Below are 19,345 nucleotides of genomic sequence, written 5' to 3'. Positions count from 1 at the left end.
ATGAGCAAGCCATTGAGCAAAAAGAAAGCATCTATGCTAAATATGGCACTTATGGGAGCATATCAGATCGTGACGGCATTATTCGGATTCGTTTTGCCAAGCATGATTTTGAACACCTATGGTGCAAGTTTACATGGTTATACAACAACTGTTTCTAATATTATGAGTTATGTAGCACTTGTTAATGCGGGATTGGCTCCTGCAGCAGTGCAAGCCTTATATACGCCTCTTGCTAAAAAGGACACATATAGATTAAACCAAGTTTTGAATGCTATTGACCATTTCTATACAGTTTCGGGATGCCTTTATACGATAGCGATAGCAATAATTGCGAGCGTATTACCGTTTGTTTTGTCAAATCAGTTGCCTCCGATACTTATTGTGCTTTTGATGATTGTGATAGGCGCAAGTAGCACATTAGAATGTTTCATTTATAGTAAGTACAAAGTTCTCTTACAAGCGGATCAGAGGCTATTTGTGGTTTCTGTTGCCGATACCATAATGTATTTTGTTCGTGTTGGGCTTCAGGTGATTTTGATTTGGGCTAAGGCAAGCATTGTGATCGTAATGGCAATTCCTGCGGTTATGGTTATCTTTAGAATGATGATTTTGTCCATATACTGTCGAAATAATTATCCGGGACTGGATAAAAAGGTCGTGAGGGATAACTCAGCACTGTCAAAAAGATGGTCTGCGATGGCCCATCAATTAGCAGGTTTGGTTGTTTATAATACCGATGTTACGTTATTGACGCTATTTGGAAGTCTTGTGCAAGTTAGTATATACTCTGTCTACAATTTGGTCTTTCAAAAACTGTATGAACTGTTGACGAACATTTTTTCGTCTGGAACTTTAGCGAGTTTTGGACAGTTGATGAGTGAAAATAAGAGAGAGTCCCTACTGCGAAATTATGATTTGTATGAATATGGTTATTATATTATAATAACATTTGTCTATGGTGTTTCAGCATCAATGATTTTGCCATTTGTGAGTGTTTACACGAAGAAATATACAGATATTCCTTATGTGGATGTAAAGCTTGCTGTCCTGTTTATGTTGATAGGCTTTGCGAATAATATACGAATTCCTTGTTTGACAATGATTAACGCAGCAGGGCATTTCAAAGAAACGCAATGGAGAGCAATTTTAGAAGCTGTAATAAATATTACGGTTTCCCTTTTGCTGATTAAACCATTAGGTATGTATGGTCTGCTGATTGGAACTATTTGTTCTTTTGCTTATAGAACAACGGATATTATCTATTACTCACATAAGCATATTCTAAATATATCCTGCAAAAAATCCGTTTTAAGGGTGTTGAGAGTTGCGCTAGTAATTGCTATTAATGTGATACTGTATAAGTTGTTGGTTGGAAAATATATTATGAATGGTTGGGGTGAGTGGATTATGTATGCTGTAATTGCAAGCATAATAGTACTTGTGACGACTGGACTTATATATTTTATTACAGAAAAAAAACAGTTCTTGGCTTGTATGAATTTGATAATTAAAAGAAAAGTTAAGCGTTGATGGTTAAAAGGAGAGAAAATGAACATTAAAGCTGTTGTGTCCAAAGCAGAAAACCATATTTATTGGAAAAAGATTGAATGGGGATTCTATGACAAAATGGATGATGAGTCATTTTTGAAAATGGCTTACAAAAGAAAATTCGGAAAAGAATTGGATTTGAAAAATCCTGTGACCTTTAATGAAAAGCTTCAATGGCTGAAACTTCATGATCGAAAGCCGGAGTATACAACGATGGTTGATAAATATGAAGCAAAAGCTTATATTGCTCAAAAAATTGGTGAAGAGTATGTGGTTCCAACATTAGGTGTTTGGGAAAAATTTGATGATATTGACTTTACAAAGCTTCCGAATGCGTTTGTTTTGAAATGTACACATGATTCTGGTGGTCTGGTTATTTGCAAAGATAAAAGTAAACTTGACAGGGAAAAAGCAAGAAAAAAGATCAATAAATCGTTGCATTCTAATTATTTCGGGGGGGGGCGCGAATGGCCATATAAAAATGTAAAGCCTCGAATTATTGCAGAGCCTCTTCTTAAAGATGATGCAACGAAAGTGGGCGAGCAGGAGTGCTTGACAGATTATAAGTTTTTCTGTTTTGGTGGAATACCTAAAATTGTTTATATATCGAAAGACAAGGCAGAAAATCCGACGACGGACTTTTTTGATATGGATTATACTCACTTGCCGATTAGAATGCGAGATCCTAATTCGGATGTGTTACCTGAAAAACCGATTCGTTTTGATGAAATGAAAAAAATTGCAGCAGTATTGTCCAAAGGATTGCCCCATTTAAGAGTTGACTTTTACTGTGCGAATGGAAGGCTATATGTTGGAGAGTTGACCTTTTACCATTGCAGTGGTTTTGCGCCGATTCAACCAGAAGAATGGGCGATTAAAATGGGGGATTGGATTAAACTTCCTACAAGTAAATAAGGATTTAATGCTTTGCCTTTCTGATTTTGTATGGTTTTTAATCAGGAGGAGCAAAATGAAATTGTTTATAGATAAATTGAAAAACCACATTTATTGGCTTAAAATATCTTCGGGACTTTATGATGGAATGGATGATGAGACGTTCTTGAAAATGGCCTATAAAAGAAAATTTGGTAAAGAGCTTGACCTCAATAATCCTGTGACATTTAATGAAAAACTTCAATGGTTGAAATTGAATGATCGAAAGCCAGAATATACAGAAATGGTAGATAAATTCATGGCGAAAAAATATGTGGCAAGTATAATAGGGCAAGAACATATTATTCCGACTTTAGGCGTTTGGAGTCGTTTTGATGATATTGATTTTGATAAATTACCAACGCAGTTTGTTCTAAAATGTACACACGATTCTGGTGGATTGGTTGTTTGCAAGGACAAAAGCAATCTAAATAAAAAGGCGGCAAAAAAGAAAATAGAGAAATCTATGAAAACGAACTACTACAAAGGAGGACGTGAGTGGCCGTATAAAAATGTAAAGCCGCAGATTATTGCTGAGGAATACATGGAAGATATATCAGGTAATGGATTGACAGACTACAAATTTTATTGTTTTAATGGTGTTCCTAAATATCTCTATGTTTCAAATGGAATGGATAACCATGAAACTGCTCGGCTGAGTTTTTTGACAATGAATTGGGAAAAAGCTCCGTTTGGACGATCTGACTATCTTGAATTTGAAGTTCTTCCTCCGAAGCCCACAAAGTTCGATGAAATGGTGAAAATAGCAAAATCTTTATCCGGTGGGCATCCATTTCTACGGGTTGATTTATACGAGATAAACAATAAAGTGTACTTCTCAGAGCTGACGTTTTCCCCATGTGGTGGTTTTATGCCGTTTGTTCCTGAAGAATGGGATGCAAAGCTTGGAGAAATGGTGAATATAAGAAAAGTGAAGTGATTATTAAAGATAATGCTAGAAAAGAAAAACTATTACGGAATAGATTTATTAAAGTTTATAATGGCAGTGTGTGTGGTCGCTATTCACACTCAGCCGCTTTATAGCATACAGTCTATAGTTGTGCAACGATTATTTGACACGATTACTAGTTTGGCTGTGCCATATTTTTTCTCAGTATCGGGTTTTCTTCTGTTTTCAAAAATTGATGCGAATATATTAAGCAGGAAAAGTATGGAGGTGTGTAAGAAGTATCTATCAAGAGTACTCTCGTTATATGTCATTTGGAATATTATTTATCTGCCAATAACTATTTTTGGATTCAAGGAAAATAATATGTCATTTGCGAGATACGTACTCGATTGTATAAGAGGATTTCTCTTTATAGGCCAACAATTTTACTCATGGCAACTTTGGTATTTACTGTCTGTGTTTTTTGTGATTGCTTCAATTTGTATTATGGCTGAACATAAAATCAAAGATAAAAATATATTTAAGATTATGATGGCCATATTTTTAATGGGGGGGGGGGTATAGGAGTACTAACGACAGTTGATTTCTCAGAATATAGAAAAATAGAGATGGTAATTAAGTGCATCAAATTTATATTTGGAAATGGGAGAATTCTATCTGGATTTGGTTATATAGCAGTTGGATGGATTGTTGCTAAAAAGAAAATATTAAGTGGGCGGATTAGCATAATTCTTGGCCTAATATTATTGGGAGCATTATATTTAGCAGGGGATACATGGGGGTTTTTGTTAAAGTTTTTGATTGCTGAAATTTTGTTGAGTGCTTCCTGTAAAGTAACATTGCCGCAGCATCCAATATGGGAACATATGAGATATGTTAGTGAAATAATCTATTTTACGCATATGTGGGTGGCGTTTAGTTATACACTGATATTTCGTGAATTTAGATACTATGGAGCAGATATTTTCTTCGCATCTACATTGATTCCGATAATTTTATACTATATTCTATATCGCTCACATATGCTGAGCAAAGTAAAAACAATCTTGTAATAATATGGAAAATCCGTAGGGATCATTCTTGCCCCTACGGATTTTTTATGTTACAAAGATAAATTTTTTAGTCAGTGGCAACATCAAACTGAAAATGTGCCGGAAGGTTGAACTGTTTAATAAACGCATGGTGCTGGGCGTGATAGTGCCGTAGATCGTATCCCAGATGATGCAGTTCCAGCAACTTCACCAGCACCAGATTGAGGTGAATCCGCTTGGCCGCAGAAATCTGCGCCGCGTCCAACCCGCGCTTCGTCATTTGATAGACTTCATCACTGTCCAGCATCAGGTGGGATGTAAAAGCGTTATGCTCGTATAGAAGGATGTGTTTGTCCTTAATGGTTAGAAACTTGTTCAGAGTATGCAAGTCCATAAGAAGCTGATGCTCCAGATAATGTCCGAGGGCATAGCCGCACACCATCTGCTTTGTCTGTTTGTCCAGCTGGCGATTGATAAGAATCAGTGGCTTATCAAAATAGAGCGAAAGTAAACCCAACATATCTTTAATGTGAGATGTTTCACTGATGTCCAGACTGCAACTGCGCGCGATCTGTTTGATGTTGCGAGTTCCGGCATTTTGGACAAGTTCGTTGGCGGCTTGGTGAATAAATGCAGAATCCATAATGTGATCTCCTTCCGGGGATAGCATAGTGAATAGAACAGTGGTTCACAGGTTCATTATTCGTTCCTTTTCTCGTTTTTGTTCTCGGTACTTAAAATAGGCTTTGTGCATTTCATACATGATGCCGTCCATATCCTGTGGGGTCAACTCTCCGCTGGCAAATAGCTCAGTAAGCTCAAATGCGAGATGCTGGGCTTCTATTTTGCCCTTTTTTCCGTAGGATTCGGCGGCACGTTCAATAAATAAAGACTGATCCGGCTGTAAATAGGTCAGAGGTACATGGAATATATCGGCCATCTTTTCAAGCATTTCAATGCTGCGAGGGTAGCGGCCATCACGCTCCCATCCGATGATCGTTCGTTTGTTGATACCCAGACATTGTGCCAATTCGTCCTGTGTTAAAGAATGCTTCTTTCGTAGATCGCGAACTTTCTCTCCAAATTTCATGTTTGCAACCTTTCTATGGCGTAGTTATCGTGCTGTAACAATGTACAAAGGAATTTGTGAATATTCAATCTGAAAGATGCAACGAATTTTCACATTTTCATCTTGACACGGCGGTACGACTTGCTTATAATATATGCTATATTCTATCATCTTTTGGATTATTATACCGTAAAAATCGTAAATATGCAAGCCGAAAAAGGTGAAAAAAGAGCGGAAGTTCAAAAGGTGAAATTGAATAGAAGAAAAAAGAAACTTAAACCAACACAAAGGAGGCCGTGAGAAGATGAGCAACGGAGAACATGAAATCCGCACCCCAAAGGGGCTGCGGATTGGGAATCGCAGTGTCGTTGATACCATCGCGCGGAAGAACATGAACCGGAAGCAGACCGGGCGGTACGATGCCTACAACCTGACCTACGGCAACCGCCCGGAACTGTTCGGTGCAGGCTCCCCGACATACAGCGGCGGCACAACGGGCAGTATTGGCACGGGCGGCGGTACTGGTGGCTCCGGCGGCTTCAAGTATGATATTCCTTCGGAAGCCCTTTCGGATGAAAAGTTTGCAAGGATGATTGAGGAAGCCGAAAAGTATCTTGGTATGCCGTATGTGTGGGGCGGAAGTTCCCCAAGCACCAGTTTTGACTGCTCCGGCTTCGTTTGCTGGGTCATCAATAACAGCGGCAATGGGTGGAGCGTTGGGCGTACAACAGCCAACGGTCTGCGCGGAAAGTGCAGCTATGTTTCTCCTGCGGATGCACAGCCTGGTGACTTGATTTTCTTTGAGAAAACCTATAACACCGTTGGCGCGTCGCACGTTGGAATCTACGTCGGCAATGGCATGATGATCCACTGCGGCGACCCCATTTCCTATACCAGTATCAATTCGACCTACTGGCAAAGCCACTTTTTAGGCTTTGGCCGCATCAACTGAAAGGAGGGCCGATGGGCAAAAAATTACAGAAATATCTGGATGAAGCCGAAAAAACGGAACAGCAGATCGCGGAACTGGAAGAACGGCTGAGAACCATCCGGGCAGCACAGAAAAAGGAAGAGGACAGCGAGATCATCCGTGCCATCCGCAGCACCAAGATGGGCGGGCGCGAACTGCTGGCTCTGCTGGACAACATTCAGGCGGGCAACGTGACGTTCCTGACCGCTGTGAACAATGCTTCGGAGGAAGCGGAAACGGAGGAAGCGATTGAAAAAGATGCTTAAACGGCTGGGTGTTGTTATTCCCAGCACAATTCTGACCCTGCTGATGGCGGTGGGCTTTTCGACTCCGGTCTTTGCCTATGTGGATACCACTGAGGTGGCAGAGGAACCTGTGCAGGTAATCGAGGAGGCAGAGCCGACGGAGGAAGAAAAGATTCCGTTCACCATCGCAGGCAACGGCGAGGTAGAGGATGACATCGTGGATGACCCCAGCAAGGAGTTCTTCACAGTAAAGACCAAGGGCGGCAACACGTTCTTTCTGGTGATTGACCGGGCGCGGAACAATGAGAACGTCTATATGCTCTCGATGATCGACGAGTACGATTTGCAGGAGTTTCTGGATGATGAAGAGCGGAACGGCAAGCAGGAAGAAGAAACGCCTGCGGTAGTTCTGCCCGAAACCAAACCCGAATCTACCCCGGATGTGGAAATCGAAGAACCGAAAGAGGAATCGAGCGGTGGCATGAATAAGATTCTGCTGCTGGTATTCGTGGCGGCACTGGGCGGTGCAGGTGCTTTCTTCTACTTCTACATTTATAAGCCGAAGCCGAAAGAAGAAACGCCGCAGAGTGAAAATCTGGAAACCGACCAGAGCCTTGCGACGGTGAACGAGGATAATCAGTCCGGCAACGAAAATGGCACATAAGAAAACCGTAACATAAGGATGCAGGGGTAGTCGAAAGGCTATCCCTGCTTTTTTCAAAAAAGGAGAAAGCGTTGAAATATCTGGTGATTGCAGAAAAACCGAGCGTATCGAAATCCATTGCAAAAGTGATCGGTGCATATCGGCAGGAGGACGGGTATCTGGAGGGTGGGGATTGCGTGGTAAGCTGGTGTCTGGGGCATCTGGCAGAGTATGCAGCCCCGGAGCATTACGATGAACGCTATGAAAACTGGCGTTTTGAGGATTTGCCGATTCTCCCTGTTGAGTGGAAACTGCTGGTACACAATACCAAGAAGCCGCAGTTCAATGTTCTGCGCAAACTGCTCCGCAGCAAGAAATTTGATTATGTGGTGAACGCCTGCGACGCAGGGCGCGAGGGCGAAGCAATTTTCCGCCGTGTGTATGCTCTTGCCGGAAGCAAACTCCCCATCAAGCGGTTGTGGATCAGCAGCATGGAGGATGCCGCCATCCAGCAGGGCTTTGAAAACCTGAAAGATGGTGCGGCGTATGATAATCTGTTTGCAGCGTCCGAGTGCAGGGCAAAATCGGACTGGCTGATCGGCATGAACGGAACCCGTGCTTTTACGAAAAAGTACGGCAGAAAACAGACCATTGGCCGTGTGCAGACCCCGACGCTGGCGATGCTGACCGAACGGCAGACCAAAATCCAGAACTTTGTAAAGGAACCCTATTATAAAGTGGAACTGTCCGGTGGGGGCATGGTCGCAGTATCGGAACAGATGGCGCAGGAGCAGGATGCCGATACCATGCGGGCTGCCTGTGACGGGCAGTGCGCGGTGGTCGGCAGCATCGAGCGAAAGAGGGTAGAAAAGAAGCCCCCGAAGCTGTATGACCTGACAACTTTGCAGCGAGAAGCAAACCGCTATTACGGTCTGACCGCCAGCCAGACCTTGCAGGCGGCACAGGAACTGTATGAAGAAAAGCTGGTGACGTATCCCAGAACGGACAGCCAGTTCGTGACCGAGGATATGCGCAAGACGGTGGAATCTCTGGTGCTAGCCTTAGATGACGCGGCGGCAGACGTAAGCTGCGTTATTGACAACAGCAAGGTCACAGACCATCATGCGATCCTGCCGACTATGCAGGGTGCAAAGTGTGATAAGGAAAAGCTGTCCGAAACCAAGCAGAAGATTCTTTCGCTTATCATCTGGAAACTGGTGCAGGCTGTGCAGCCGCCGTTCATCTATGAGGATGTGCTTGTGACGGTATGCTGTCAGGGACAGAATTTTACAGCAAAATATAAGGATGTTCTGCAGCCCGGTTATACTGCAAAACCTGTTCCGCTTGTGGAGCCGGAGAAGAACAAGGATGCGTCACTTCCGAACGATCTGGAACAGGGGATGGTTATTCCGGTGGTACGGGCAGAAAAAAAGCAGGGCTTTACTTCACCGCCGAAAGTCTACACCGAAGATACCCTGCTGTCGGCCATGGAAACAGCAGGCAACAAGGAATTTGAAAAGGACACGGAGAAGAAAGGTCTGGGAACCCCTGCAACGCGCGCCGCAATTCTGGAAAAGCTGGTATCCTCCGGCTATGTGCAGCGTAAAGGCAAGCAGATGATTCCTACGGAGGACGGTGTGGCCGCGATCCGCAATATCCCGGACTACCTGAAATCTGCCAGCATGACAGCCGAGTGGGAAAATGACCTGCTGCGGATGGAGCGCGGCGAGATCAAGCCACATGATTTTATGCAGGGCATCCACGGACTGCTCGATAGGATGCTGGCTGACCTCCGGCAGATTCCTACCGTCGCGGCAGCTCCCCATCATAATAAGGTAAGCGTAGGAAGCTGCCCGGTCTGCGGAAACCCTGTACATGAGAGTAAGCTCAGCTTTTGTTGTGCAGACCGCAGCTGCAAATTTGCCCTCTGGAAAGAAAGCAGATACTTGGCCAATATGAGAAAAACGCTGGACAAGAAGATGGCGGTAGACCTTTTGAAGAAAGGCCGCACCCATGTAAAAGATTTTTATTCCGTGAAAAAAGATAAAACGTTCGCTGCCGATCTTGTGATGCGCGTCGAAGAGGGCCGCGCACAGTACAGTCTGGAATTTCCCAAAACAACGATGAAAACGAAAACGTAAAGGAGGTTTGACCCTTGCCACAGATTAACGATATTCGAGAATTGGCGCAGCAGAACGCCCGGTATGTCAGTAACTCGCCACAGGACTGGATGAGTTATCTGGATGTGGCGGCGCGGCTGTACCGCTATTCGTTCACCGATGCGCTCCTGATCCACGCACAGCGGCCCGATGCAACCGCCTGTGCAGAACTGGAACTGTGGAATCAGAAAATGAACCGCTGGGTCAATCGTGGTGCAAAGGGCATCGCGCTTCTGGATGATACCGGACCTCGTACCAAGCTGCGGTATGTGTTCGATATTGCGGACACCCATCTGGTACGCGGCGGCAGAACACCGCTCTTATGGAATCTGGACAGCCACGAGCATGAGCAGGCTATCTTAGACCATCTGGCAGATACCTATGGTTTATCCCAGACAGACAGCATGAACGCTGCTCTGCTGGAACTGGCACAGCAGCTGACCGCCGACAATCTGGATGAAGCGATGGATGGTCTGGCCTATGAGGTGAAAGACACTTTTCTGGAGGAACTGGACGAAGATAACATCCGTGTCCGCTTCCGGGAACTGATGACCAACAGTATCTTCTATACGCTTTCCCGCCGCTGCGGGCAGGAGCCTATGGATGTGCTGGACGATGATGAGTTTATCCGTATCGTGGATTTCAACAAGCTGCCGGTGCTGTCGTTCCTTGGCAATGCGGTTTCCGAACAGTGCGAAGCGGTTCTTTTTGACATTAGCCGTGAGATGCGGAAAATTTACAAAAAAGAAATCACGCAGCAGCTTGAAAAATCTGTTGACAGCTTGTATAATACCAATATAGACTTTAGCACATTAAAGCGTGAAACTGAAGAGGCCACGACCAAAGGAGGACAAGAAAATGGAGTTGACGTATTACCGCAAGGGAGATTATCTGTTCCCGAATCTGGCCGTGCAGGACGAGCCGCAGACCATCGGGAAGTACGGGATGCTGCGCAGGACGTACCTGAAAAGGAATCGCAAGAACTGGTATCAGAGTATGCTGATGAGCGGCAGGCTGAACCAGCATCTGGCGCAGATCGAGGAAGCAGCGGAGAGCAGGGTGGAAACCCTGCTGGACAGCCTGAACGAGAAGTTCCCGGCACCGAGCAAGGAGAAGGACCCGCTGGCATGGGCGGCGCACCAGAACAACCTGACAGCGATGGCCGAGGAGATCGTCTTGAAGGAATTGGTGTACAATTAACCAAAACGACAACAGAACAGGATTTGAGCGAAGCAGAGGAAGAAATTGCCTCTGCTTTTTCTTTTCCTGATCTGCCGACCGTGGAACAGCAGATCCGCGCTATCGAAGCACCGATCCAGGCGCGGTATGCGGATGAAATTGCACTTGATTCCGAAGTGGTCGATGAAATTCTGCGCACGGGCAGCAACCGCAGTAAAGGTCAGCTTCGTCTGATCTACAATTTCATGGTCGAGAAAACCCCGGAAGAATACATGGAGTTCGTGAAAAACGAATATGGTGCGGGCGGCAAAGGCTTTGAAATTGACGGCGCAAAGTATGCAGTCTGGTTCGATGATTTAGGGCTGCGTATTGCAGTAGGCAGCACGGCAAAGGGCGGCACGCTTGTCAATGCGTTTTTGTCGTGGGAGGATACGGAAGCCCGTATGCCAGCGTTCATCTGAACTGGAATCAGGCCGCAGGCCGGATCAACCAGCTTATCCGTGACAGTGAGTATTTGAAGCCGGCAGACTACTCCCGGATGCCTGCTTATGAGCGCGAGCGGATGGCAATGCGGGTGATGGGCTTCTATCACCATCTGTCGAACAACGTGGAGCGGCCTTATCCGCAAGACCTTTACCATGAAGAAGGACGAAATGCTCTCGTCAAAAAACTGGCCGACACCGAACAGTCGGCTGAACTGCTGGAGCAGATGGACACTGCACTGCTGTCCGTGCCGCTGGATTCGGAAGAATATGAGCGCAAGGCAGAATCCCTCTCTATCCTGCACCAGTATGTCGAGGGAACGTACACGATTTTCCCGGAGAAGAAGAGGGCTGTTGAGATTGTGGGTCCTGAACAGGGGCAGATGTCCATGTTTGATTTTATGGAGCAGGAACCGCAATCGAAAGAGCAGTCAACCGCCGCAGCGGTTGAGGAACCCCGAAAGGCAAAAGTCGTTGCACGGTATCAGTCAACGGTGATGATGCAGGAGGGATATATCGAGGATATTGCAATTCTGCAATATTCCGATGGCAAGTTCTATAACCATTACAACTATGACGAAGAAACGGGAACAGGTACAGCAGAAACAGGGCCGTTTAACAGTCTGAATGATGCAAAGGCGGTTATTCGTCAAACGAGAGAAGATAAAAAAGATCCCAATGCCGTGCTGGTTTGTGTTGGCACAGGTGAGTTGGAGGACAAAATCAAAGAAAAGTGTAAGATGCTGCAGATTGATGACAGGGTGAAGTTCCTCGGATTCAGATCGGATGTAAATCGCATTATGCAGGCGTTTGATCTGTTAGTTATGCCTTCTCATTTTGAGGGACTTCCAGTGACAGGTGTTGAAGCTCAGGCAATTGGAGTTCCTGTTCTATTTGCGACAACTATTACAAAGGATGCTGCGATTTTACCGCAAAGCGCGTATTTGAACTTGAGCGATAGTCCTGAAGTGTGGGCGGAGAAAATTCTGGAATATAAAAATATGCAGAGAGAAAATGACCCGCATAAATGGATTGAACAAAAAGGGTACGATATAAAAAAGGAAACGAAAAAATTGGACGACTTTTATCTGGAAAAAAGCAGTATGATATGAAAGCTGCGGCTTAAAGGAAGGTGGGATTTTCAAATGTTTGTTGGTGTATGCGGATATGGTGCAACAGGATCGAGCGCAGTAGTCGGTCTCTTGAAAGAGTATCCAGAATTGGTTGTTTGTGACAAGTCTGAGATTCAGGAAGCTTTCAAGGTGGATGGATTGCAGGACTTGGAATACCATTTGGTAAAACAGTATTCGAGACATATTTCTGGAGATGCTGCAATCGTAAGATTTAAAAAGTCCATTACATATTATAAAACGCCGGTTGTCAAGAAAACGATTCCACCGGAAAAATATATAAAAGCAGCAAATGAATTTGTAGACAGTTTGATTCAGGGAAGTTGGTACGGAATCGACAACATTGATTATAATACAGGGCATCCGTTTTTGAACTTTATTATCTTGTTGTATAAGAAACTGGTGTTCCCAAATTATGAAAAGTTGACAGGACATTCGTTTGATCATTGGCCTGCTCGTAAAATGTATCTTTCCATTAATCCAGAGGGATTTTATGAAAAAGCAAAATGCTATACAGATGAGCTGATACGTGCATCTGGAGCTGACCCTGAACAGACGGTGGTTTTTGATCAGGTCTTTGAAGGAAATGCTCCCCAAAATTGTTTTCCTTTTTTTAGGGACCCAAAGGCAATCGTTGTGGATCGTGATCCTAGAGATTTATGGCTTGTATCAAAATATGCACGAGATGCCAAAGGTGAAGCACGCTTTATGCCTCGCCAGGACGTCAAGGTGTTTGTGGAATATTATAAGCGTCTTAGGGAGAACCAGGAACGAAAAGATACGGATCGGATTTTGTTCGTTCGGTTCGAGGATGTAATCTACAACTATGATGAAACGGTAAAGAGAATTGAAGCTTTTTTGGGTTGTGAAAATCATGCGGAGCCTAAAAAATACTTTAAACCGGAAATTTCGATCAACAACACGAGACTTATGGATCGTTATCCGCAGTGTAAGAAAGAAATAGAATACATAGAGAAAATGCTGCCGGAGTATTTGTTTGACTTTTCAAAGTACCCAAAGGTTGACTATTCTGGAGTTATGTTCTGATTGAGGAGGATAAAAATGAATGTTGCAGTAATTATTGCCGGAGGATCTGGCCACAGAATGGGACAGGATATCCCAAAACAGTTTATAAATGTATATGATAAGCCTGTTATAATTTATACGCTAGAGAGCTTTCAGAATCATCCGCTTATTGATGCAATTGAGGTGGTATGTCTGGAAGGCTGGGATCAAATTCTTTGGGCATACGCAAAGCAGTTTAATATCAACAAGTTGAAGTGGATTGTTCCTGGTGGAAATAGCGGGCAGGAATCTATTCGGAATGGTGTATACAATTTGGAAGGTATATGTAGAGAAGGGGATATTGCTATTATTCACGATGGTGTGCGGCCATTGGTGGAAGATGAGGTGCTTACTGATGTCATAAGAACTGCTCAGGAATTTGGAAATGGCGTTACGTCAATGCCGTACAATGAGCAAATTTTTGTTGTTTCCAAAGAAGATGAAACGACAACAACGCAGTATATTCCCAGAGAGACATTGAGAAGAGTTTCAACACCACAGGCATACGAGTTTTCTAATTTGGACAGACGCTATCATGAAGCGTTTGAAAAGGAAATCGGAATTTATGGATCGTCCTATACAAATACGATGATGGTCGAATTGGGTGAGGTATTGCACTTTGCCGCTGGTTCGGATAAAAACATTAAGTTGACAACGAAAGATAACCTTGAAATGTTTAAGGCGTACTTGAATGGTGCAAAAGATACGTGGCTGAAGTAATCGGTCTTTAATGCAAATTAAGGCCGAAATGAATGAGTCTGCCATGAAATTCTTTTCCTGAGATATTGATGAGGAGGAAGAGTGTAAGTGAAGTTATATGACAATAAAAAATATATTGAAGACGTAGAATATGTGGCAAATCTCGATTTGCCATGGAATAAAATGGCTGATCGGTCTATTTTGATATCCGGTGCAACAGGGCTGATTGGTTCTTTTCTTGTGGATGTTATCATGAAAAAAAATCAAGAGGGGTTAAATTGCGCAGTTTATGCGCTTGGAAGAAATGAGGATAAGGCAAAGGGCAGATTCCGATATTGCTTTGAAGACAGCAATTTTATTTTTGTTCAGCACGATATCAATAAACCACTACAAACTACAGCAGTCGGGGATATCGGATATGTTCTGCATTTAGCTAGTAATACACATCCGATGCAGTACTCGACCGATCCAATAGGAACAATCACGACAAATATTTTTGGCGTGAAATATATGTTGGATTTTTGTGTTGAGCATAGAGCGGGACGATTTGCATTTGCATCATCGAATGAGATATATGGTGAAAATCGTGGTGATGTAGAAAAATTTGATGAAAAATATTGTGGCTACATTGATTCTAACACTATGAGGGCTGGATACCCTGAGAGCAAACGCTGTGGTGAAGCATTGTGTCAGGCATATAAAAAGCAAAAAGAGCTTGACATAGTGATTCCAAGGCTGACTCGTTCGTATGGGCCAACGCTTTTGGCATCTGATACCAAAGCTCTTTCTCAATTTTTGCATAAAGGGATTAATAAAGAGGATATTGTATTAAAAAGCGCGGGAACACAATATTACTCTTACACCTATGTTGCAGATGCAGTTTCTGGATTACTCACAGTGCTTCTTTGTGGAGAATCTGGAGAAGCGTATAATATTTCAAATGGAAAATCGGATATTATGCTTAAAGATTTGGCAAAATTGATAGCCGATTACGCTGGAACAAAAGTTGTATTTGAAATACCGGATGAGATAGAAAGTGCTGGCTATAGCAAGGCTACTAAAGCAAGACTTGATGGAAGTAAGTTGGAAAATTTGGGATGGAGCGCAAAATATGATATAAGAAGTGGCGTGGAGAGAACGATGGACATCCTTGGTGAACTGTGATTTAGTCGGCAGGCAATCTTCGATAGATGGTCAAAGCTGGATTGATTTATCGCAAAATGTCTATCTAAACCGCTTTCGGGTCAGTTTTTCATAGTGATGAAAAGAATAATGCTCTTGTGAAAAGCGCCTTAATTGGGAACTGATGTGACGATATTGGCAAAAACTAGGTTAATGCCTGAATATCGTTATATGGTTTTTTGAATCTTACAATAACGAAGAGGCTTCAATGAAAAAAGATATTAAAAAGAGAGATAGCAATTTAGAATGCTGTAGAATCATAACTATGGCCATAATAGTGTTGAATCATGTAGTTAGTCTGGGGGGGGGGTACATTACCCGAAAATATCATTAAATTGCATGGTCTCAATGGTATATTTGCTCGGTGGAAAATTTGGAACGAATGTATTTGTAATTCTAGGAATTTATTTCCTGTGTGACTCGAAATTTAAAAGTATAAGAATAGTGAAACTATGGATGCAAACATTTTTCTATATGATTGTGTTGAATATAGTTGACACCGTGTTTTTTCATGAAAGAATTGATTCAATTGTGTGGATAAAATCGTTTCTTCCAATTCTAGGAAGAAGCTACTGGTTTGCATCTTCCTATATAATTCTTCTAATTCTGATACCACTTTTAAATTGTGTGTATAGGAAATTGAAAAAGAAGGGCTATTTAATTCTAGTGGGAGTAGCTGTGTTCTCCGTAGTACCCACATTAACATTTAATGGAAATCTGTTTGGCCCCTCTAAACTTGTGCATTATGGCTTTAAACTGTTGCTGTTTGGGCCGATATGGTTTTCATTCTTGTATTTATTGATTAAATATCTTAAAGAAAATTGTAAAAACTACAGAATATTTCAGCAGTCCAAGTGGTTCTATTTTTGGATTTGGCTTGCGTGTTATAGTGTAATGCTGATTACAGAAGTGGTAATGTATTCTTTGGGACTCGGCGGAAACACATTTGCCATGGATAATTTCTCTACAATAAGAGATATGCAATCATTTCCGTGTGTTTTGGGAGCAGCGGCATTCTTTTTGATGTTTAAAAAAATCAACATCGTTTATAACAAAAAAATCAATTTTGTGGCAGCAACAACATTTGGTATTTATTTGCTACATACACATGAAGCAAGTATTTCGATATTTTGGAAAGAACTTTTTTGTCTGGATCGTATATCGCTATCGTGGTACTATGTCCCGTATAGCTGGTTGCTGTTACTATTGATTTTTGGCGTCGGAATTTCAATTGAGTACGCTAGAAAAAAGATTGAAAATATGATTTTCTCAAACAGGAATTTTCTATGCAGATTAAATGCGCTGGATTTGAAAATAAATGGTGAAAGAATTTAGGGCTTAGATGTAGATAAGCCGAGAAATCTTGCAAAGAGCGTTACGGTTGAATAAAAAGTGACAACAAGAATTGGAACAGTTTTTGCCGATGGTCTGATTTTATTGGTCTTTGTGATTGCACTCTTCTTTATTCATCTTATGAGTGGTTCAAGAAAGCAGTTGATTTATGGAGCAGAGGATAGAATATCGGAGAAAAATCGAAGGTGGATTGTTTAATATTGTGTACATTAGAAAGGGTCGAGTTGAAGGAGAGTGTACGAGAACAACTTACTATAGATTGGTATTGCAGAAACAGTCTGAAAAGGTCTAAATGTTGTAAAACTACTATTAAGATAGAGAAAATTGCATTATGATTCGTGAATTTAAAATCAACAATATTGGAAATTATATAGAAGTAATTACACAAATTGATGCGGAACAACAGTATCGTATGTGGTTTCGGGGTCAGTCTGATTATTCGTGGGGGTTAGTACCATCGGTTCAACGAAAAGATGGTATGGGTAAACACTATGAGCAGTATGTATCGACCAATTTCATGATTCATACCATGCGGCTGAATCCTACTGCTCCGCAACGGTATGATCGTGCATCGTGGTTGACGTTAATGCAACATTATGGATTACCAACTAGATTGCTGGATTGGTCGGAATCTCCATTGGTTGCACTGTATTTTGCATTGAGTAGTGATAAAGATGCAAAGACAGATGCAGCTGTTTGGGTTCTAAATCCAATGGAGTTAAATAAAAAAGTGGGCTATGGAGAATATGTGCCTCCGATAAGCTACGATAGTCTAAGAGGTGACCTGGAAGGTGCATTTTCTAATCAAGATAACGATGATAATGAATCACAGGGCAAAATTATTGCGTGTCATGGAGTAGGATGTGACTTGAGAATGTATGTGCAACAGTCGGATTTTACGATTCATAGTACTACTGAACGGTTGGATCAGATACTCAAGTTAGACGAATCCTGCGATTACTTTTATAAAATTCGTATACCGCGGAAGATCAGAAAGAAACTCTTAGTTCAGCTTGATGCGATGGGATTCCATGAAAGTTCTATTTATCCAGATATGGAGCATATCGCAAAAGAACAAGCAACCAGCCATTTCAATTTCTAAAATTGAAATAGAGCAAACAATATGATATACTTACATTAAAGCAATATGAATTTGATGGAGGTGTCCCCTATGCCCCGTCCCAAAGGTAGCAAGAATAAGCCCAAAACTGTGACTGCTGATTTCGCAACGCAGATTGCAGAAAAGCAGTCCGCAAAGGAAGCGCTCACAGCGGAAATCGCATCTATCACCGCAAACATTGACACTTTGAAGGCTGACCTAAAAGTGAAGAAGACTGCTCTGAAGAAGGCCGAAAAAGAAGTGGCAATGCTGGAAGCGAAGAAGGCAAAGGCAGATGCCAAAGCTGCAGAAGAAGCAAAAAAGACAGAAGCAGAGTCCGTTCTGAAAAAGCTGCTGGCCGAAGGCATGAGTGCCGATGAAATTCTCGCAAAACTGAAATAACACGAAAAACCCGTGATGGACAGGCATAACGCACCGTTCATTACGGGTTTTAGAATTATGAGAACATAAGTTCATCCAACGGCAACATCAAACTGAAAATGTGCCGGAAGGTTGAGCTTTTTGATAAACGCATGGTGCTGGGCGTGGTAGTGACGTAGATCATATCCTAGATGATGCAGTTCCAGCAGCTTCACCAGCACCAGATTGAGGTGGATTCCCTTAGCAGCGGCAATTTGAGCAGCATCCAGCCCGCGCTTCGTCATTTGATAGACTTCATCACTGTCCAGCATCAGGTGGGATGTGAAAGCGTTATGCTCGTAAAGAAGGATGTGCTTGTCCTTAATGGTCAGAAACTTGTCCAGGGTATGCAAGTCCATAAGCAGCTGATGCTCCAGATAATGCCCCAGCGCATAGCCGCACACCATCTGCTTTGTCTGTTTGTCCAGCTGGCGATTGATAAGGATCAATGGTTTATCAAAATAGAGCGAAAGCAAACCCAACATATCTTTAATGCGGGAGGTTTCACTGATGTCCAGACTGCAACTGCGCGCGATCCGTTTGATGTTGCGAGTTCCGGCACTTTGGACAAGTTCGTTGGCAGCTCGGTAGATAAATGCAGAATCCATAATGTGATCTCCTTTCGGGGATGGCATAGTGAATGGAACAGTGATTTACAGGTTCATGATTCGTTCTTTTTCTCGTTTTTGTTCTCGGTACTTAAAATAGGCTTTGTGCATTTCATACATGATGCCGTCCATATCCTGCGGGGTCAACTCTCCGCTGGCAAATAGCTCAGTAAGCTCGAATGCGAGATGCTGGGCTTCTATTTTGCCCTTTTTTCCGTAGGCTTCGGCGGCACGTTCGATAAATAAAGACTGATCCGGCTGTAAATAGGTCAAAGGTACATGGAATATGTCGGCCATCTTTTCAAGCATTTCAATACTGCGAGGGTAGCGGCCATCCCGCTCCCATCCGATGATCGTTCGTTTGTTGATACCCAGACATTGTGCCAATTCGTCCTGTGTTAAAGAATGTTTTTTTCGCAGATCGCGGACTTTCTCTCCAAATTTCATGTTTGCAACCTTTCTATGGCGTAGTTATCGTGCTGTAACAATGTGCAACGGGATTTGTAAATATTCAATCTGGAAGATGCAACGAATTTTCACATTTTCCTCTTGACACGGCGACACGACTTGCTTATAATATATGCTATATTCTATCATCTTTTGGATTATTATACCGTAAA

19 protein-coding genes and 1 pseudogene are annotated in these 19,345 nt (G+C 42.8%); 16 read left to right on the top strand and 4 right to left on the bottom strand.

Annotated features, from left to right (window positions below):
* From J3349_RS01060 to J3349_RS01045, 4 genes are read left to right on the top strand one after another with little or no spacing between them, the layout of a single operon-like run.
* Entirely contained in the window at positions 1-1,530 is a 1,530-nt protein-coding gene (locus tag J3349_RS01060) for a polysaccharide biosynthesis C-terminal domain-containing protein (protein WP_207676124.1), read from the top strand.
* Positions 1,531-1,548: 18 nt separating this feature from the next.
* Positions 1,549-2,463, top strand: a complete 915-nt coding sequence (locus tag J3349_RS01055; RefSeq protein ID WP_207676122.1) for an ATP-grasp fold amidoligase family protein — start codon at positions 1,549-1,551, stop codon at positions 2,461-2,463.
* A gap of 55 nt (positions 2,464-2,518) precedes the next feature.
* Entirely contained in the window at positions 2,519-3,421 is a 903-nt protein-coding gene (locus J3349_RS01050; RefSeq protein ID WP_207676120.1) for an ATP-grasp fold amidoligase family protein, read from the top strand.
* A gap of 12 nt (positions 3,422-3,433) precedes the next feature.
* On the top strand, positions 3,434-3,955 hold the full coding sequence (locus J3349_RS01045; protein ID WP_207676118.1) for an acyltransferase family protein: 522 nt from the start codon (positions 3,434-3,436) through the stop codon (positions 3,953-3,955).
* 555 nt (positions 3,956-4,510) lie between these two features.
* On the opposite strand, the gene J3349_RS01040 is transcribed toward J3349_RS01045, so the two are convergent.
* Both J3349_RS01040 and J3349_RS01035 read right to left on the bottom strand, forming a co-directional pair.
* Positions 4,511-5,065: an ImmA/IrrE family metallo-endopeptidase gene (locus tag J3349_RS01040; RefSeq protein ID WP_207676116.1), complete on the bottom strand. Its 555-nt coding sequence runs from the start codon at positions 5,063-5,065 to the stop codon at positions 4,511-4,513.
* 45 nt (positions 5,066-5,110) lie between these two features.
* On the bottom strand, positions 5,111-5,512 hold the full coding sequence (locus J3349_RS01035) for a helix-turn-helix transcriptional regulator (RefSeq protein WP_207676114.1): 402 nt from the start codon (positions 5,510-5,512) through the stop codon (positions 5,111-5,113).
* A 412-nt stretch (positions 5,513-5,924) separates the two neighbouring features.
* Here J3349_RS01035 and J3349_RS01030 point away from each other — a divergent pair.
* The 12 genes and pseudogenes from J3349_RS01030 to J3349_RS00970 form a co-directional block, all read left to right on the top strand.
* Positions 5,925-6,443, top strand: a pseudogene (locus tag J3349_RS01030) (NlpC/P60 family protein); the annotation flags it as partial.
* Between the two features lie 11 nt (positions 6,444-6,454).
* A complete protein-coding gene (locus tag J3349_RS01025) occupies positions 6,455-6,727 on the top strand; it encodes a DUF4315 family protein (RefSeq protein WP_055187021.1) in 273 nt (90 codons plus the stop codon).
* The gene (locus tag J3349_RS01020) at positions 6,720-7,370 is read left to right on the top strand and encodes a DUF4366 domain-containing protein (protein WP_242699472.1); all 651 of its coding nucleotides are present in this window, start codon (positions 6,720-6,722) and stop codon (positions 7,368-7,370) included. Before J3349_RS01025 ends, J3349_RS01020 begins: the two co-directional genes overlap by 8 nt.
* Before the next feature lie 71 nt (positions 7,371-7,441).
* Entirely contained in the window at positions 7,442-9,490 is a 2,049-nt protein-coding gene (topB, locus tag J3349_RS01015) for a type IA DNA topoisomerase (RefSeq protein ID WP_207676109.1), read from the top strand.
* A gap of 14 nt (positions 9,491-9,504) precedes the next feature.
* On the top strand, positions 9,505-11,148 hold the full coding sequence (locus J3349_RS13995; protein ID WP_242699445.1) for a hypothetical protein: 1,644 nt from the start codon (positions 9,505-9,507) through the stop codon (positions 11,146-11,148).
* Positions 11,109-12,281, top strand: coding sequence for a glycosyltransferase (locus tag J3349_RS14240; RefSeq protein WP_207676101.1), 1,173 nt, complete (start codon positions 11,109-11,111; stop codon positions 12,279-12,281). Before J3349_RS13995 ends, J3349_RS14240 begins: the two co-directional genes overlap by 40 nt.
* 33 nt (positions 12,282-12,314) lie before the next feature.
* Positions 12,315-13,346, top strand: coding sequence for a sulfotransferase (locus tag J3349_RS00995; protein WP_207676100.1), 1,032 nt, complete (start codon positions 12,315-12,317; stop codon positions 13,344-13,346).
* Positions 13,347-13,361: 15 nt separating this feature from the next.
* Positions 13,362-14,084, top strand: a complete 723-nt coding sequence (locus tag J3349_RS00990) for an IspD/TarI family cytidylyltransferase (protein ID WP_207676098.1) — start codon at positions 13,362-13,364, stop codon at positions 14,082-14,084.
* Positions 14,085-14,171: 87 nt separating this feature from the next.
* Positions 14,172-15,227, top strand: coding sequence for an NAD-dependent epimerase/dehydratase family protein (locus J3349_RS00985; protein ID WP_347564955.1), 1,056 nt, complete (start codon positions 14,172-14,174; stop codon positions 15,225-15,227).
* A gap of 357 nt (positions 15,228-15,584) precedes the next feature.
* Positions 15,585-16,580: an acyltransferase family protein gene (locus tag J3349_RS00980; protein ID WP_347564954.1), complete on the top strand. Its 996-nt coding sequence runs from the start codon at positions 15,585-15,587 to the stop codon at positions 16,578-16,580.
* A 349-nt stretch (positions 16,581-16,929) separates the two neighbouring features.
* Positions 16,930-17,700, top strand: a complete 771-nt coding sequence (locus tag J3349_RS00975) for an FRG domain-containing protein (RefSeq protein ID WP_207676096.1) — start codon at positions 16,930-16,932, stop codon at positions 17,698-17,700.
* A gap of 69 nt (positions 17,701-17,769) precedes the next feature.
* Positions 17,770-18,099 (top strand): hypothetical protein, encoded by a 330-nt coding sequence (locus J3349_RS00970; RefSeq protein ID WP_207676094.1) that lies wholly within the window; start codon positions 17,770-17,772, stop codon positions 18,097-18,099.
* Positions 18,100-18,170: 71 nt separating this feature from the next.
* Here J3349_RS00970 and J3349_RS00965 read toward each other — a convergent pair whose 3' ends face one another.
* Together J3349_RS00965 and J3349_RS00960 are read right to left on the bottom strand one after the other, a co-directional pair.
* A complete protein-coding gene (locus J3349_RS00965) occupies positions 18,171-18,725 on the bottom strand; it encodes an ImmA/IrrE family metallo-endopeptidase (protein WP_207676092.1) in 555 nt (184 codons plus the stop codon).
* A gap of 45 nt (positions 18,726-18,770) precedes the next feature.
* On the bottom strand, positions 18,771-19,172 hold the full coding sequence (locus tag J3349_RS00960) for a helix-turn-helix transcriptional regulator (RefSeq protein ID WP_055185268.1): 402 nt from the start codon (positions 19,170-19,172) through the stop codon (positions 18,771-18,773).
* Between the last annotated feature and the right edge of the window lie 173 nt (positions 19,173-19,345).

The organism is Faecalibacterium sp. Marseille-P9590 (assembly GCF_017377665.1).
GTDB lineage: Bacteria > Bacillota > Clostridia > Oscillospirales > Ruminococcaceae > Faecalibacterium.
Note: the sequence above shows the minus strand (reverse complement) of the source record. Positions and strands in the feature narration are given on the sequence as shown.

Bases quoted from the DNA above. Each gene is read 5' to 3' on its own strand.
- J3349_RS01060 (WP_207676124.1), top strand. From the start codon at position 1: ATGAGCAAGCCATTGAGCAAAAAGAAAGCATCTATGCTAAATATGGCA.
- J3349_RS01055 (WP_207676122.1), top strand. From the start codon at position 1,549: ATGAACATTAAAGCTGTTGTGTCCAAAGCAGAAAACCATATTTATTGG.
- J3349_RS01050 (WP_207676120.1), top strand. From the start codon at position 2,519: ATGAAATTGTTTATAGATAAATTGAAAAACCACATTTATTGGCTTAAA.
- J3349_RS01045 (WP_207676118.1), top strand. From the start codon at position 3,434: ATGCTAGAAAAGAAAAACTATTACGGAATAGATTTATTAAAGTTTATA.
- J3349_RS01040 (WP_207676116.1), bottom strand. From the start codon at position 5,065: ATGGATTCTGCATTTATTCACCAAGCCGCCAACGAACTTGTCCAAAAT.
- J3349_RS01035 (WP_207676114.1), bottom strand. From the start codon at position 5,512: ATGAAATTTGGAGAGAAAGTTCGCGATCTACGAAAGAAGCATTCTTTA.
- J3349_RS01025 (WP_055187021.1), top strand. From the start codon at position 6,455: ATGGGCAAAAAATTACAGAAATATCTGGATGAAGCCGAAAAAACGGAA.
- J3349_RS01020 (WP_242699472.1), top strand. From the start codon at position 6,720: ATGCTTAAACGGCTGGGTGTTGTTATTCCCAGCACAATTCTGACCCTG.
- J3349_RS00995 (WP_207676100.1), top strand. From the start codon at position 12,315: ATGTTTGTTGGTGTATGCGGATATGGTGCAACAGGATCGAGCGCAGTA.
- J3349_RS00990 (WP_207676098.1), top strand. From the start codon at position 13,362: ATGAATGTTGCAGTAATTATTGCCGGAGGATCTGGCCACAGAATGGGA.
- J3349_RS00980 (WP_347564954.1), top strand. From the start codon at position 15,585: ATGGTCTCAATGGTATATTTGCTCGGTGGAAAATTTGGAACGAATGTA.
- J3349_RS00975 (WP_207676096.1), top strand. From the start codon at position 16,930: ATGATTCGTGAATTTAAAATCAACAATATTGGAAATTATATAGAAGTA.
- J3349_RS00970 (WP_207676094.1), top strand. From the start codon at position 17,770: ATGCCCCGTCCCAAAGGTAGCAAGAATAAGCCCAAAACTGTGACTGCT.
- J3349_RS00965 (WP_207676092.1), bottom strand. From the start codon at position 18,725: ATGGATTCTGCATTTATCTACCGAGCTGCCAACGAACTTGTCCAAAGT.
- J3349_RS00960 (WP_055185268.1), bottom strand. From the start codon at position 19,172: ATGAAATTTGGAGAGAAAGTCCGCGATCTGCGAAAAAAACATTCTTTA.